The sequence below is a fragment of the Anaerolineales bacterium genome, assembly GCA_030583885.1.
Lineage (GTDB): Bacteria > Chloroflexota > Anaerolineae > Anaerolineales > Villigracilaceae > Villigracilis.
This window is the reverse complement of the sequence record CP129480.1, coordinates 2,134,966-2,150,383: the sequence shown is the minus strand read 5'-3', so window position 1 is coordinate 2,150,383 and position 15,418 is coordinate 2,134,966. Positions and strand designations below refer to the sequence as shown.

Annotated in this window: 7 protein-coding genes and 1 CRISPR repeat array (1 of these 8 cut by a window edge); all 7 genes read left to right on the top strand. The window is 51.5% G+C overall.

The features are described from left to right. Positions 1–10: 10 nt before the first annotated feature. The 7 genes from cas3 to cas2 all read left to right on the top strand — a co-directional run bounded on the left by cas3 (position 11) and on the right by cas2 (position 9,199). Positions 11–3,454 (top strand): CRISPR-associated helicase Cas3', encoded by a 3,444-nt coding sequence (gene cas3, locus QY332_10700; protein WKZ38399.1) that lies wholly within the window; start codon positions 11–13, stop codon positions 3,452–3,454. A gap of 11 nt (positions 3,455–3,465) precedes the next feature. Beyond that, entirely contained in the window at positions 3,466–4,215 is a 750-nt protein-coding gene (cas5c, locus tag QY332_10695; protein ID WKZ38398.1) for a type I-C CRISPR-associated protein Cas5c, read from the top strand. Position 4,216: 1 nt separating this feature from the next. After that, a complete protein-coding gene (cas8c, locus tag QY332_10690; GenBank protein WKZ38397.1) occupies positions 4,217–6,190 on the top strand; it encodes a type I-C CRISPR-associated protein Cas8c/Csd1 in 1,974 nt (657 codons plus the stop codon). A 31-nt stretch (positions 6,191–6,221) separates the two neighbouring features. Then, on the top strand, positions 6,222–7,073 hold the full coding sequence (gene cas7c / locus QY332_10685) for a type I-C CRISPR-associated protein Cas7/Csd2 (GenBank protein WKZ38396.1): 852 nt from the start codon (positions 6,222–6,224) through the stop codon (positions 7,071–7,073). Then, positions 7,073–7,741, top strand: coding sequence for a CRISPR-associated protein Cas4 (gene cas4 / locus QY332_10680; GenBank protein WKZ38395.1), 669 nt, complete (start codon positions 7,073–7,075; stop codon positions 7,739–7,741). The genes cas7c and cas4 overlap by 1 nt, the downstream gene beginning before the upstream one ends. Before the next feature lie 120 nt (positions 7,742–7,861). Further along, positions 7,862–8,899 (top strand): type I-C CRISPR-associated endonuclease Cas1c, encoded by a 1,038-nt coding sequence (gene cas1c, locus QY332_10675; GenBank protein WKZ38394.1) that lies wholly within the window; start codon positions 7,862–7,864, stop codon positions 8,897–8,899. A 9-nt stretch (positions 8,900–8,908) separates the two neighbouring features. After that, the gene (gene cas2 / locus QY332_10670) at positions 8,909–9,199 is read left to right on the top strand and encodes a CRISPR-associated endonuclease Cas2 (protein ID WKZ38393.1); all 291 of its coding nucleotides are present in this window, start codon (positions 8,909–8,911) and stop codon (positions 9,197–9,199) included. 238 nt (positions 9,200–9,437) lie between these two features. Continuing rightward, positions 9,438–15,418: a CRISPR direct-repeat array (repeat unit 33 nt; unit sequence GTCGCTCCCTTCATTGGGAGCGTGGATTGAAAC) (it continues 4,586 nt past the right edge of the window).

Here is a 15,418-nt window from a genome sequence, read left to right as displayed (position 1 = left end):
GGGAGCATCCATGAGCGGAATGACGAAGGCAGAACGACTGGAAGAGATGAAGCGGCTGTACATCCAGCGCGCTTATGCGGATATTGAACTGGCAGACCGGCTGGGCGTGACGCGCGAAACCGTTTTTCGTGACCGAAGGGAGTTGACAACCCAATATCCCATCGAAAAGGATGACCAGGGGCGGTATCACATCCCACGCACAAAACTCATCTCAGAGATCAAACTGAATTTACACGAAGCGCTGACCCTGTACCTGGCGGGGCGTAAAACCTCGCGGCAGACGCGCTTTCACCAGCCGCATACCGTCAACGCAGTGGAGAAGCTCGCCGCCACCCTGCGCCAGCCCATGACCGAACGCCTGCTCAAATCGGCGGAGCAGTTGATGGGGCAGGAAAAGAACCCGGAGAAGATCAAGATCATCGAGACCGTGACTCAAGCCTGGGTCGAGCAAAGAAAGGTACGCATTGAATATCAAGCCTTGGGCAATGAAGGTCTCACCCGCCACACGATCAGCCCATACATCATCGAGCCGTCCATTTGGAGCGACAGCGTGTACGTGGTCGCCCGAAGCGATTTCAACGATAGGGTTTTCGCCTTCAAAATTGACCGCATTCTCTCCGCCGTCCTTTCCGGGGAGACATTCGAAATCCCCGATTCATTCAACGACGAGGAACTGCTCAAACACGCCTGGGGCATTTGGTACGCGGATAGGGACCCTGTCACTGTGAGGTTGCGCTTCTCCCCCGCTGTGACGCGCCGCGTAAAGGAAAGTATTTGGCATCCGTTGGAGAAAGTGGATGATTCCGAAGATGGCGGCTGTCTCTGGAGCGTGGAGATCGCCGAGTGGCGCGAGATGCTCCCGTGGGTGCGCGGCTGGGGCGCGGACGTGGAGGTGCTGGAACCGAAGGGTTTGAGGGAGCACCTCATCCGTGAGGCACAGGGGTTGGCGGAGTTGTATAAGGTGATGGAGATGAAAAAACAATTTGTTGCTCATATACGAAAGAAAGATAAAACCCCGCAATCGCTTGATGAACATCTGAGAGCGGTATCCAAACATGCGGGGGATTTTGCCAGCAAGATTGGTCTGAAAGAGACTGGCGACGTTCTTGGCTTGTTCCACGATTTTGGAAAAGCCAGCGAGAAATTCCAAAGGTATATTTTATCGGGCGAGGGCTCCATTCACCCAGACGCGGAAGAATATCTTGACCCCATCGCGCACAAGGGTAAGATAGACCACACCACCGCAGGCGCGCAGGTGATTTACGAGAATCTTTGGAACAAGGGACAAAAGGAAAAAATTGCCGCGCAGGTTTTAGCCTTGTGTATTGCTTCCCATCACTCTGGGTTGATTGATTGCCTTAAGCCAGATGGAGAAAATAATTTCAAGCGGCGCATGGACAAGGCAGACGAAAACACGCGCAAAGCCGAGGCGTTAACCAATTTGCAGGAGATTGTAAATTCGCTGGACGGTTTGCTCTCCGATAAAGTAGTGGCACAAATCTTTGACAAACTGCAAAGCCTGAAAGAGGAAGCGAACGAATCGCAAAACACACTGGCTTTCAAAGCAGGATTGCTTGTCCGTTTTTTGCTGAGTTGCCTGCTGGATGCGGACAGGTTGGACACGGCTGATTTTGAGTCACCAGGCAATGTCCATGTCCGAAATTACGGACAATATCATCCCTGGGAAATTTTGATTGAACGGCTGGAAAAGCAATTTCAGGAGTTCGAGCAGAAAACTTCCCAAATGGAGCTGGGTAAGGCGCTGGAAGTCAATCAGTTGCGAGCGCAAGTTGCACAAGCCTGCCTGGATACAGCGACCAAACCCAAAGGCATCTATCAATTGACCGTCCCGACAGGCGGTGGCAAGACGTTGGCAAGTTTGCGATTTGCGTTGAACCATGCAAAAGAACACTCGATGGAAAGAGTTTTTTATATCATCCCTTACACTTCCATCATTGACCAGAACGCCGATGAAATTAGAAAGATTTTGGAGGATAAAGACGAAGGCGGAAACTATCTCGATAAGGTGGTTCTCGAACATCACTCCAACTTGACGCCCGAAGAAGAAAGTTACAGGCAAAACCTGTTGGCGCAAAACTGGGACGCGCCTGTGGTGCTAACCACGCAGGTTCAATTTTTGGAAGCGTTGTTCGGCTATGGAACGCGAAGCGCACGGCGAATGCACCAGTTGGCAAATTCGGTGATTATCTTCGACGAAGTGCAGAGAATTCCAATCAACATGATTCACATGTTCAACCTTGCACTTCGTTTTCTCGTGCATACCTGCGGGGCGACGGTCGTGCTTTGTACTGCCACCCAGCCGCCGCTCGACAAAGTGGAAAACCCCTACCGCGCTTTGACCATCAAGCCAGAGCAACGCATTATCCAAAGCGAGGAAAAACTGTTCGAGCGCTTGAAACGAGTTGAAGTATTCGATAAGCGCAAAGTCGGCGGATGGAGCGCGGAGGAAGTGGCGGAATTGGCGGAAGGTCAGTTGCAGGAAAAAGGCAGTGTGCTAGTCGTCGTCAATACCAAAAAATCTGCCCGCGCGCTTTATCAAGCCATTGCCAACAGGAAAATTCCGTGCATTCACTTGTATCATCTCAGCACGAATATGTGTCCCGCCCATCGCCTGAAGATGTTGAACAAAATCAAAGGGAAACTGAAGTCCAAAACAGCAAAACCTGTGATTTGCGTCAGCACGCAACTCATCGAAGCGGGCGTGGATATTGACTTCGGCGCGGTCATCCGCTATCTGGCGGGGATGGATTCGATTGCCCAATCCGCAGGGCGTTGTAATCGTCACGGAGTCCGAGAGGGCTTGGGGAATGTTTGGATTGTCAATCCGCAAGGAGAGAATATTGATAGATTGAAAGATATCGTTATCGGCGCGGATAATGCCCAGCGCGTTTTGGACGACTTCAAAGGCAATCCCAATCTCATTGGGCTGGAGGCAATGGCGGCATATTTTAAGTATTACTACTATGTGCGGAAAGATGAAATGCGTTATAAAGTAGGCGTGAAAGAAATCGGCAGGGATGATGATTTGTTCAACTTGCTTTCCCTGAATACGCTTTCCGTAGGCGCGTATCAGGGAACTCATAAAACCGCTCCTGAGCTCGCGTTCCCGCAATCCTTTCAAAGCGCGGCAAAGGCTTTTCGTGTGATTGACTCACCGACGCGCGGCGTGGTTGTTCCGTATCAGGAAGGCGATGAGATCATCAAAGACCTGTGCCGTGCACCAGAACTCGAAAAAGAGTATAAACTGCTCAAAAGGGCGCAGCGATATTCGGTCAATTTGTTTCAGCGCGATTTCGATAATTTGTATAAAGCAGGAGCCATCTACGAGGTTCAGAAAGGAGCAGGAGTGTTTTATCTTGACAAACAATATTACAGCAAATATTTTGGCTGGAGCGAAGAGCCTGTCAATCCAATGGAAGTCCAAATCGTGTAAAGGAGGTCTCAATGCAATATCCAAATACCGTAGAGTTCAAGGTGTGGGGTAAGTATGCCCTGTTCACCGACCCGCTCACCAAGATTGGCGGCGAAAAATACTCGTACCAGATTCCCACTTATGAAGCCTTGAAAGGGATTCTGAGTTCGGTGTATTGGAAGCCAACTTTTGTCTGGGTAATTGACAAGGTCAGGGTGATGAAGCGCATCAAAACCCAGACGCGAAGCGCCAAGCCCATCAAGTATTACGGCGACAGCAACGATCTGGCAATCTACACCTATCTTTCTGATGTGGAATATCAGGTACAGGCGTATTTCGAGTGGAACAAAAACCGGGAAGATTTGAAGCAAGATCGCAATGAGAACAAGCACCATTGTGTTGCCAAACGCATGATCGAGCGCGGCGGCAGGCGTGATGTGTTTCTCGGCACACGCGAATGTCAGGGTTATGTGGAGGAGTGCAAGTTTGGCGACGGCGCGGGCGAGTATGACAACTACGGCGAACTTGACGCCTTTGGCTTGATGTTTCATGGCTTCGATTATCCCGATGAAGTCAAAAAAGATGAGTTTTACGCTCGCTTCTGGCGTCCAAAGATGATTGACGGCGTGATTAAATTCGTGCGTCCCGACGATCCCGATGACAAAGTTCTAATCCGCAAATTCGTGCGCAAAATGACGGCAAACCCGCCCGCCACGATTGGGCTCATGGAAGAAGGCTTGCTCGAAGGTTGTGAGGAAGGTTGTGAGGAAGGGAGTGTGTGAAATGTGGATGCAAAAACTGGCTGAGACCTACGATAATTCTAAGTCTGTGGTTGGAGTAGAAACAGACGACAACAAGACACCTCTTCTTCCAATTTGCCACACCACGCAGAAGACGCATATTGAAATCGCCATTGATAGCAACGGTGATTTTAGACGCGCTGAGGCTTCTCTAAAAAAGATATTTATCCCATGTACTGAAAGTTCAGCGGGCAGAACTAGCGGACCTGTGCCACATCCACTTTGCGATAAGTTACAGTATGTCGCGTTGGATTACGTTAAGCATGGTGGAGACAAGAAACCCCATGCCGCACTGTACATTTCACAACTCGAAAGATGGTGTGATTCCAATTTTTCGCACCCCAAAGCAATTGCCATATTGAAGTATGCCCAAAAAGGGAACATCATCGGCGACCTGATTGACCACAAGATTTTATTTGCTGAGGCAGACGGAAAACTTCTCAGGAAGTGGGATGGAGACAAGAAGGATAAGCCTGCTATCTTTATATTACTTCAGAATCAAGAGTGGCAGGGTGATATTTTTGTCCGATGGGTTGTGGAAAGTAAAGAATTGGAGTCTGCAACTTGGAAAGACGGAACATTGTGGAAAAGTTGGATTGAATACTATTTAGATGTCAAGAAGGAGAAAAAAGCCTTTTGCTTGATAAACGGAAAAGAATTAATTGTTGCCGACCAACATCCGAGAAGAATTAGAAATGAGGCTGATGGAGCAAAATTAATTTCATCTGGAAAAACGAGAGATAGCAAAGGAAAAGAAACGATAGACGATGGTTGCGGTTTTACCTTTCTTGGGCGTTTTTTATCTCCAGACCAAGCGTCAAGCGTAAGTTTGGATGCATCCCAAAAGGCTCATCTGGCATTGAAGTGGTTGATTGAACGTCAAGGATATAGAGACCAAGAAGGGCAAGCCATCGTTGCTTGGGCAACTTCGGGCAAACCCATCCCACAACCCACCGATGGCGGACAATCCCTGATATGGGGTGACATGCCTACTGAAGAAGACTCAAACTCCTACACCGCGCAGGAATTGGGCGTCAAACTCCGAAACAGGATTGCGGGCTATGGCAAAGAACTTGGTAACACAGACGAGGTCGTTGTCATGGCATTAGACTCCGCCACCACAGGGCGCATGGCAATCACCTATTACCGCGATTTGACAGGCTCAGATTATCTGAAACGGATAGACGATTGGCACGAGTCTTGTGCCTGGCGGCATACCTATTTCTATGTGCAGGAAAAGGATGATAAAGGAAAAACAAAGAACCGATATATTCCCTTTGTCGGCGCGCCTGCCCCCGCCGATATTGCCGAAGCCGCTTATGCGTCAAATCGTAACGGCAAGTTTGAAGTGGATAAAAAACTTCGTAAATCCACCATCGCGCGCCTGCTGCCCTGTATCGTGGACGGACAACCTATTCCACGCGACATCGTCGAGTCTGCGGTGAGACGAGCCTCAAATAGGATAGCACTGGAAAATTGGCAATGGAATAAAGTTCTTACCATTACCTGCTCACTATTCAGAAAATTCAAACAAGGAAAGGAGAAATACGAAATGTCACTCGATGAAACCCGAAAGACCAGAGACTATCTCTACGGCAGGCTGCTTGCCATTGCGGATGTTCTCGAAGAAAGGGCGCTTTTCAACGCAGAGAAAAACCGTCCGACCAACGCCGCCCGTTATATGCAGATATTTTCCCAGCGTCCCTTCCGCACCTGGCAGCAAATTCACGATTTGCTCACGCCGTACATCATGCGGCTTGGCGGCAAAGCCTATTTTTACAAAAACCTGATTGCGGAGGTCAAAGGGATGTTTGACCCCGATGAATTTATCCGCGACAAGCCGCTGACAGGCGAATATCTGCTCGGCTACTACTGCCAACGGCAGGAATTGGTCACAAAGAAAGATAAGCCATCGTCCGATGAAGACGAAGGCAATGACGAAAATTCAGAAGAATAAAACCACATCTTATTCAAAAGGAGAATAAACCATGACCACCCTTTCCAAGAAAATCGACTTTGCCGTGATCGTGACCGTCAACCATGCCAACCCCAACGGCGACCCATTGAGCGGCAACCGCCCGCGCGTAACGTATGACGGCTCTGGCGAAATGTCTGATGTTTCCATCAAACGCAAAATCCGCAATCGCCTGATGGAAATGGGGCAGTCCATCTTCGTTCAATCGGATGACAGCAAAATAGACGATTACCCTAGTCTACGGGCAAGAGCAGAAGGAGAATTGGGCAAAGATGTCTGGAAAGATAGAGATTTAGCAATTAAAGAATCGTGTAGCAAATGGATTGATGTGCGCACTTTTGGGCAGGTCTTTGCCTATAGCGAAGGCGCAAAAGGAGAGGGCGTTTCGATTGGCATTCGCGGACCTGTGTCGGTTCACCCAGCTTTTTCAGTCGCGCCAGTTTTAGACCGCACTTCAAGTATCCAAATTACAAAAAGCGTCAAAGGCGATGTTAAGGATAAGGCTTCTGACACCATGGGCATGAAGCATCGCGTGGATCACGGCGTTTATGTTTTCTACGGAAGCATGAATCCGCAACTCGCCACCAAAACGGGTTTCTCAGATGAAGATGCAGAAGCAATGAAGGAAGCAATAAAGACTCTGTTCCGCAATGACGCATCATCGGCGCGCCCCGAAGGAAGCATGGAAGTGTACAAGGTTTATTGGTGGGAACACAATAGCCCCAATGGACAATACTCTTCCGCGAAAGTTCACCGTCTGCTCAAAGTGGAAACCAAATCCGATGAACCCAAGAGCATCGAAGATTACGAAATCACACTGGGTCAATTAGATGGCTTGAAATGCGAGACGATTGACGGCGAATAATGACCGAATACACCCAAGACGACCTCCTGCCCCTCTCAGGCATTCAGCATTTTCTGTTTTGCCGCAGGCAGTGGGCGTTGATCCACATTGAGCAACAGTGGAAGGAAAACGCGCTCACCGCCGAGGGCAGGATCATGCACAAGCGAGTCGATGACCCTTTCTTCACCGAAACGAGGAACGGGGTCATCACCGCGCGTTCCGTGCCTGTGGCATCGTATCGGCTTGGGCTATCTGGTGTGTGTGACGTGGTCGAGTTCACACCCTCGCCTGATGGAATCAAACTGCCCAATCGTGATGAACTCTACCTGCCCGCGCCTGTCGAATACAAACGCGGCAAACCAAAACGCGAACCTGTGGATGAAGCCCAACTGTGCGCGCAAGCGATGTGTCTGGAGGAAATGCTTTCGACGGGTATCCCGCGCGGTTATTTGTACTACGGTCAAACCCGCCGCCGCGAAGAGGTCGAACTCACGCCTCAGTTGCGGACGCTGGTGAAAGAAATCTCCGAAGAAATGCATAACTACTTCCGCAGAGGCTATACACCGAAGGTCAAGACGCATAAAGGCTGCCGCTCGTGTTCGCTGGCTGATATTTGTCTGCCTGTGTTGCAGGAAAAAGTCATTGCGGCGTCGAGGTATATCAAACAACAAATAGAAAACGGTGGTTGAGCGCAGGCAGTCGAAACCACCAGTTCAAGGAAAACCCTTGTAACAGCTGTACTTTTAAAACTTGTTGGTTTCGATACGGCGGACGAACACCGTCTACTCAACCAACGGAGCAACATGTAAATGAAACATCTCGGAAACGTCCTCTACATCACTACGCCTGAAGCCTTTCTCTCCCTCGACGGTGAAAATGTCGTCGTCAAGAAGGAAGAGGGGGCATCCACCCGCCTGCCTTTGCACAACCTTGAAAACATCGTCTGCTTCACGTGGCAGGGAGCGAGTCCCGCGTTGATGGGTGCGTGCGCAGAGCGAAACATCGGGTTGACCTTCCTTACGCCGAATGGACGTTTTCAGGGGCGGGTCACGGGGCGGGTGAAGGGAAATGTCCTGTTGCGGAAGAAACAGTTTGAATGGTCGGAGAAAGAGGCGCAGAGCGTCCCTATCGCTCAATCCTTTTTGCTGGGAAAAATCTCCAACTGCCGCAAAGTCCTCGAACGAGCCATCCGAGACCATGCCATGCTGGTCGCAGAGCGTGTCGAATCGCTTTCCGGTGCATCGAACTTCATGAAGGAGACTCTCAAGGCGATACCGCTATGCACATCTACGGGCGACTTGATGGGGTTCGAGGGAAGCGCGGCGAAGATTTACTTTGGCGTGTTCGATCACTTGATCCTGCATCAACGCGACGATTTTTTCTTTCGGGAACGTTCGCGCCGTCCGCCCTTGGATAACATGAATGCCTTGCTCTCGTTCCTGTACACGCTCCTGACGAATGAAACCGCCTCAGCCTTGGAAACAGTTGGTCTTGACCCCTATGTCGGATTCCTGCACCGCGACCGCCCTGGGCGTCCATCGCTCGCGCTCGACCTGATGGAGGAGTTGCGCCCTGTGCTGGTGGATCGGTTGGCGTTGTCGCTGGTGAATCGCAAGCAGATTAATGGCAAGGGCTTCACGCAAAAAGAAAGTGGCGGCGTGTTGATGGATGACGACACGCGTAAAGCCGTGCTGGTTGCCTGGCAGGAACGCAAGAAAGAGGAACTCATTCACCCCTATCTCAAAGAGAAGATTCCATACGGGTTACTCCCTCATGTCCAAGTCATGCTGCTCGCCCGTCACCTGCGCGGCGATTTGGATGCGTATCCGCCGTTCTTCTGGAATTGAGAGTCGATTATGATGGTGCTCATCACGTATGATGTCAAAACCGAAACAAAAGCAGGGCAATCCCGTCTGCGGCGAGTCTCCAAGAAATGCAAGGACTACGGACAGCGCGTACAAAACTCCGTCTTTGAGTGTCTCATTGATCCCGCACAGTTAAAGCAATTGCAAGATGCGCTGAACAAGATCATTGACCCCGAAGTGGATAGTCTTCGTTATTACTATCTTGGCAACAATTGGAAAAGCCGCGTCGAACACATTGGCGCGAAGCCGAGCATTGATCTGGAAGGGACGATTATCGCCTAATGTCGTTGCGAGCCGCGTTGCGCTGAGTGGAGTGCAATGGAGACGAACCGTAAGCCACGAAGCAATCCATTTGCGAACCCAAAGCGCACATAGAATCTCGGTCAGGTTCGCAGGAAATTTTGCACCTTAACAACTGAATATCGCGATAAAAATGGCGTTTTTGTGAATTTTATAAGTAGAATAGAAACAGCAAGACCAATATCTGGCGGTAAGGATATTTTTTTACCCAGATGTTGCGGTCGCTCCCTTCATTGGGAGCGTGGATTGAAACCTGCTCGCGCAAAACACGCCGACGCGACTGTCCCGTCGCTCCCTTCATTGGGAGCGTGGATTGAAACAATACGGTTGATGATTGTGTCAGGATGGCATTTAGTCGCTCCCTTCATTGGGAGCGTGGATTGAAACAGTGTGACGTAAAACTCAGGGACTGGAACGGCTTGTCGCTCCCTTCATTGGGAGCGTGGATTGAAACCAAACGACAGAGGTGGTCAAGGTCAGCAGGTTAAGTCGCTCCCTTCATTGGGAGCGTGGATTGAAACATCAACCAGTGCTGGCGGTCTGCGGTCAGCTCCACGTCGCTCCCTTCATTGGGAGCGTGGATTGAAACCATCGCTGTTGAGATAACCAGTTTGACCATCAGGTCGCTCCCTTCATTGGGAGCGTGGATTGAAACGGGCATTTCGTAAAAGCCTCGCGCCAGCGGTCGGTCGCTCCCTTCATTGGGAGCGTGGATTGAAACGCAAGGTGATCAGCGACCAGCAGGTGAGCGGGATGTCGCTCCCTTCATTGGGAGCGTGGATTGAAACACCATATCCACATCCTTCACACGCAGGCGCAGGGTCGCTCCCTTCATTGGGAGCGTGGATTGAAACACCGCCCCCATGCCTGCCTTATCGCCACGTCCCTGTCGCTCCCTTCATTGGGAGCGTGGATTGAAACCTTATGTCCCATCAACTCCTGTATCGTTCGAATATGTCGCTCCCTTCATTGGGAGCGTGGATTGAAACTTCCAGCGGGGCGCGGAAGACGGGATGATCGAAGTCGCTCCCTTCATTGGGAGCGTGGATTGAAACCGGGAAAAGCAGAAGAACTTGTTACTCGTGCTCCAGTCGCTCCCTTCATTGGGAGCGTGGATTGAAACGATCTTGTGGCTTTGGCAACACGTGCGGCGGTGGGTCGCTCCCTTCATTGGGAGCGTGGATTGAAACCGTGTCAAGAACCTCAACCTGTGGGTGCATGGCAGTCGCTCCCTTCATTGGGAGCGTGGATTGAAACCCCCGCCTGGGGTCAGTGGCTGTTGTACGGCAGGGTCGCTCCCTTCATTGGGAGCGTGGATTGAAACACAGTAAAAGAGCGGGCAAAGTCTGCGTCTTTGGTCGCTCCCTTCATTGGGAGCGTGGATTGAAACGGGCTTTGATGTTGTATGAGCAGTCATCGGTGGAAGGTCGCTCCCTTCATTGGGAGCGTGGATTGAAACTCACATTGGGAGTTTATTTTTTGCACGATTACACGTCGCTCCCTTCATTGGGAGCGTGGATTGAAACATCCACAGGGCAAACCACGTCGCCAGTCCGCTGGAGTCGCTCCCTTCATTGGGAGCGTGGATTGAAACAACGAACAAAGACGCTGTCATGTATCTTGATAATGTCGCTCCCTTCATTGGGAGCGTGGATTGAAACTTACGGCGACAAGAAAGGTAATTATGGGGTAGCCTGTCGCTCCCTTCATTGGGAGCGTGGATTGAAACGCGTCCGTTCTTGGAGTTGATCATCAGGTGGGTGAGTCGCTCCCTTCATTGGGAGCGTGGATTGAAACGCGTCTATACACCGCCCCCATGCCTGCCTTATGTCGCTCCCTTCATTGGGAGCGTGGATTGAAACGGAAAAGAATTCGACTAATAAAATGCACCCCGTCAGTCGCTCCCTTCATTGGGAGCGTGGATTGAAACTGGATATTGGACGGAAACGCCGATCTCGTGGCTCGCGTCGCTCCCTTCATTGGGAGCGTGGATTGAAACACGCACAACGACCCCGAAAGCACAATTGCCAAAGTCGCTCCCTTCATTGGGAGCGTGGATTGAAACCAGCCGCGGCATTATTGCCGGTTTCAGCCGCGGGTCGCTCCCTTCATTGGGAGCGTGGATTGAAACACGTCGGTATATTCAACCGGGTTTCCATTGGCGTGTCGCTCCCTTCATTGGGAGCGTGGATTGAAACGTCGCTAGCTGTGGCGCATGACGGGCGGACGGGGTCGCTCCCTTCATTGGGAGCGTGGATTGAAACATCCCAGCTCGGTGCTCGAGGCGGCGGTTGCAGGTCGCTCCCTTCATTGGGAGCGTGGATTGAAACGGGACCGCATCAAGGCGCATAAGCTGGAGGATTTGTCGCTCCCTTCATTGGGAGCGTGGATTGAAACCTCCTTATCGTCCGCCAACCGCCGCGCACCGCGCGTCGCTCCCTTCATTGGGAGCGTGGATTGAAACGCAAATGGAAAATCAAGCGGCGGACGGCCGGGTGAGTCGCTCCCTTCATTGGGAGCGTGGATTGAAACTATGAGAAGTTGAAGGCGGACCGCGAACGGCTGGGTCGCTCCCTTCATTGGGAGCGTGGATTGAAACTGTATCTTTTTGGTGTGAGCGGCCGGGTGGTAAGTCGCTCCCTTCATTGGGAGCGTGGATTGAAACTTCTCCAGCGCAATATGCGCCAGCCAGGCCCAGGTCGCTCCCTTCATTGGGAGCGTGGATTGAAACGATGACTTGATGCGCCCAAGCCAGATTCGGCAAGTCGCTCCCTTCATTGGGAGCGTGGATTGAAACGTACCATTGCACGATCAGCATCCGCGCGCAGTTGTCGCTCCCTTCATTGGGAGCGTGGATTGAAACTGTGGGTTATTCCTGCACCTTGCCGCCGCGCTTGTCGCTCCCTTCATTGGGAGCGTGGATTGAAACAAGAAGACTGCCGTCAACTGGCTCATGTTCTGGGGTCGCTCCCTTCATTGGGAGCGTGGATTGAAACATCCACGAGACCTTTCAGGGCATCCACGTCGAAAGTCGCTCCCTTCATTGGGAGCGTGGATTGAAACAGGACGATGTCCTTGGCGGCGTAGATGGTCGGGAGTCGCTCCCTTCATTGGGAGCGTGGATTGAAACATCCACGTCGAAATACCCGAGCAATCCCACCATGTCGCTCCCTTCATTGGGAGCGTGGATTGAAACTGCCCGTTTGGGAAGGTGGTCTCGTAAACCATATGTCGCTCCCTTCATTGGGAGCGTGGATTGAAACTGTGTTAATATATCCACCAACGCGGCCGGTAATTCGTCGCTCCCTTCATTGGGAGCGTGGATTGAAACTTTTTTTACAAGCATGAAATAACTAGCCCCGGACCGTCGCTCCCTTCATTGGGAGCGTGGATTGAAACCATTATAGATCATTGTCCCGTCCTGGATCGAGATGTCGCTCCCTTCATTGGGAGCGTGGATTGAAACAAGAGCCGCGAGGATGCCGAGAGCGAGACGTAGTCGCTCCCTTCATTGGGAGCGTGGATTGAAACACATCACCCCATCCACAGCGGACTGGAGCTCCTCGTCGCTCCCTTCATTGGGAGCGTGGATTGAAACCTCATCGTGGTCGTTGCGCACATGGATCATCTGGTCGCTCCCTTCATTGGGAGCGTGGATTGAAACAATGGGACCGTGCGTTCCTTGCTTCCTTTCCCGTTGGTCGCTCCCTTCATTGGGAGCGTGGATTGAAACCCCATTGGAGAATTTCAAGTCGGTCGGGTTGTGGGTCGCTCCCTTCATTGGGAGCGTGGATTGAAACCAGTCACTATAGTGTTTGCAGTAGCCTCTGTCGTGGTCGCTCCCTTCATTGGGAGCGTGGATTGAAACCATGAGCAATTAGCTGTTGGCGATTGGTATAAAAGTCGCTCCCTTCATTGGGAGCGTGGATTGAAACAACAGCGCCTGCGGGAAACCGTCCCGTTTGAAAGTCGCTCCCTTCATTGGGAGCGTGGATTGAAACGCGATATCGTACGTCGGGTACGGACCCTTGATCGTCAAGTCGCTCCCTTCATTGGGAGCGTGGATTGAAACACGCAAGCCGACGCTGAGGATGAGGCGCAACAGCAACGTCGCTCCCTTCATTGGGAGCGTGGATTGAAACACCAAACTGCTGTTGGAACGCTTCGACGAGCTGTGTCGCTCCCTTCATTGGGAGCGTGGATTGAAACACATGCAACGCCTTCGGGTAATCCGATGTCGTGTCGCTCCCTTCATTGGGAGCGTGGATTGAAACATGCTAATCGTATCTCCCGCGGCATAGGGGACAGTCGCTCCCTTCATTGGGAGCGTGGATTGAAACGCATACAACGCGCCCAGGTCTGCATCCACCGTGCGTCGCTCCCTTCATTGGGAGCGTGGATTGAAACTTTGCAAGCCATGCGCATTATGTGGAGCATCTGGGTCGCTCCCTTCATTGGGAGCGTGGATTGAAACAATTCACTCACACGAAATATTTTTTCATCGCCTTGTCGCTCCCTTCATTGGGAGCGTGGATTGAAACCTGATGGAAGAATTGGTGGTGAACGAGTTGAGCCGTCGCTCCCTTCATTGGGAGCGTGGATTGAAACACAACCAGCTTTTGGAACGCCACACTCTCGAGTCGCTCCCTTCATTGGGAGCGTGGATTGAAACATCCGATATGTCATTGTCTGACGATGAGCGCAAGGTCGCTCCCTTCATTGGGAGCGTGGATTGAAACATGGCAACTGCCATTACTGGTTCGGGCAATCGCTCGTCGCTCCCTTCATTGGGAGCGTGGATTGAAACATGTCGTCGATGGATGCGTTTTGGAATTGGGAAGTCGCTCCCTTCATTGGGAGCGTGGATTGAAACCAGATAGTATAGCCAGGCGCGAGCGTCGAGCCAGGTCGCTCCCTTCATTGGGAGCGTGGATTGAAACACGATCGCGCCAACCCTTGTTGATCCATGCCAGCAGTCGCTCCCTTCATTGGGAGCGTGGATTGAAACGAGTCGCGCTTGGTCAAGTTGGAAAATCCCGAAGTCGCTCCCTTCATTGGGAGCGTGGATTGAAACAGGCAAACGCGGATAAAAATCCCAATCACGGCGTCGCTCCCTTCATTGGGAGCGTGGATTGAAACCATGCGTGGTGACAGGTGAAACCCCGGCCGAAGTCGCTCCCTTCATTGGGAGCGTGGATTGAAACCGCCCGGTGATTGTATCCCTGATAAAAAATTACGTCGCTCCCTTCATTGGGAGCGTGGATTGAAACGGTGCAGGTCAATATCTGGCTTGTCCCTACCTTGTCGCTCCCTTCATTGGGAGCGTGGATTGAAACTTTTATAGCCGTGAATTTTTGATGACTGATTTGTAAGTCGCTCCCTTCATTGGGAGCGTGGATTGAAACGCCTTGCGCCACATCACCTTATAGGTCACGCTCGCGTCGCTCCCTTCATTGGGAGCGTGGATTGAAACTTCCATTTTTTACAAAGTACGGCAATCAAGTCGCGTCGCTCCCTTCATTGGGAGCGTGGATTGAAACATTGCAAGCTGGAAAGTACCGCAGGAATGTAAGTCGCTCCCTTCATTGGGAGCGTGGATTGAAACGAACGGCGGGCGCATGAGGTGATCGAGTTGACGGCGTCGCTCCCTTCATTGGGAGCGTGGATTGAAACAAAATGACATCGAAACGCTGGACGGGCAGTTTATGTCGCTCCCTTCATTGGGAGCGTGGATTGAAACGGATTCAGGAAGCCCATTGATATGCTCCAAAAAGTCGCTCCCTTCATTGGGAGCGTGGATTGAAACTCTAATACGCAAGCCGAGATGCGCATATTGGCCGTCGCTCCCTTCATTGGGAGCGTGGATTGAAACAAGACGGCGGTGCTGATGGATGAAAAGCAATTCGTCGCTCCCTTCATTGGGAGCGTGGATTGAAACCTTGCAGGCGGAGGTAATCGAAAATGGATGTAGTCGCTCCCTTCATTGGGAGCGTGGATTGAAACTACGAGCCGACGTTCTACCTTGCGAACATCACGAAGTCGCTCCCTTCATTGGGAGCGTGGATTGAAACGTATTAATGGAGCGATGACTGCGGACGTTGTGAGTCGCTCCCTTCATTGGGAGCGTGGATTGAAACTTTGCAAGCGAGACGCCCATGGAGCTGCTGGGTCGCTCCCTTCATTGGGAGCGTGGATTGAAAC

Excerpts from the sequence above, each read along its gene's own strand:
- cas3 (WKZ38399.1), top strand. The coding sequence starts at position 11 with ATGAGCGGAATGACGAAGGCAGAACGACTGGAAGAGATGAAGCGGCTG.
- cas5c (WKZ38398.1), top strand. The coding sequence starts at position 3,466 with ATGCAATATCCAAATACCGTAGAGTTCAAGGTGTGGGGTAAGTATGCC.
- cas8c (WKZ38397.1), top strand. The coding sequence starts at position 4,217 with ATGTGGATGCAAAAACTGGCTGAGACCTACGATAATTCTAAGTCTGTG.
- cas7c (WKZ38396.1), top strand. The coding sequence starts at position 6,222 with ATGACCACCCTTTCCAAGAAAATCGACTTTGCCGTGATCGTGACCGTC.
- cas4 (WKZ38395.1), top strand. The coding sequence starts at position 7,073 with ATGACCGAATACACCCAAGACGACCTCCTGCCCCTCTCAGGCATTCAG.
- cas1c (WKZ38394.1), top strand. The coding sequence starts at position 7,862 with ATGAAACATCTCGGAAACGTCCTCTACATCACTACGCCTGAAGCCTTT.
- cas2 (WKZ38393.1), top strand. The coding sequence starts at position 8,909 with ATGATGGTGCTCATCACGTATGATGTCAAAACCGAAACAAAAGCAGGG.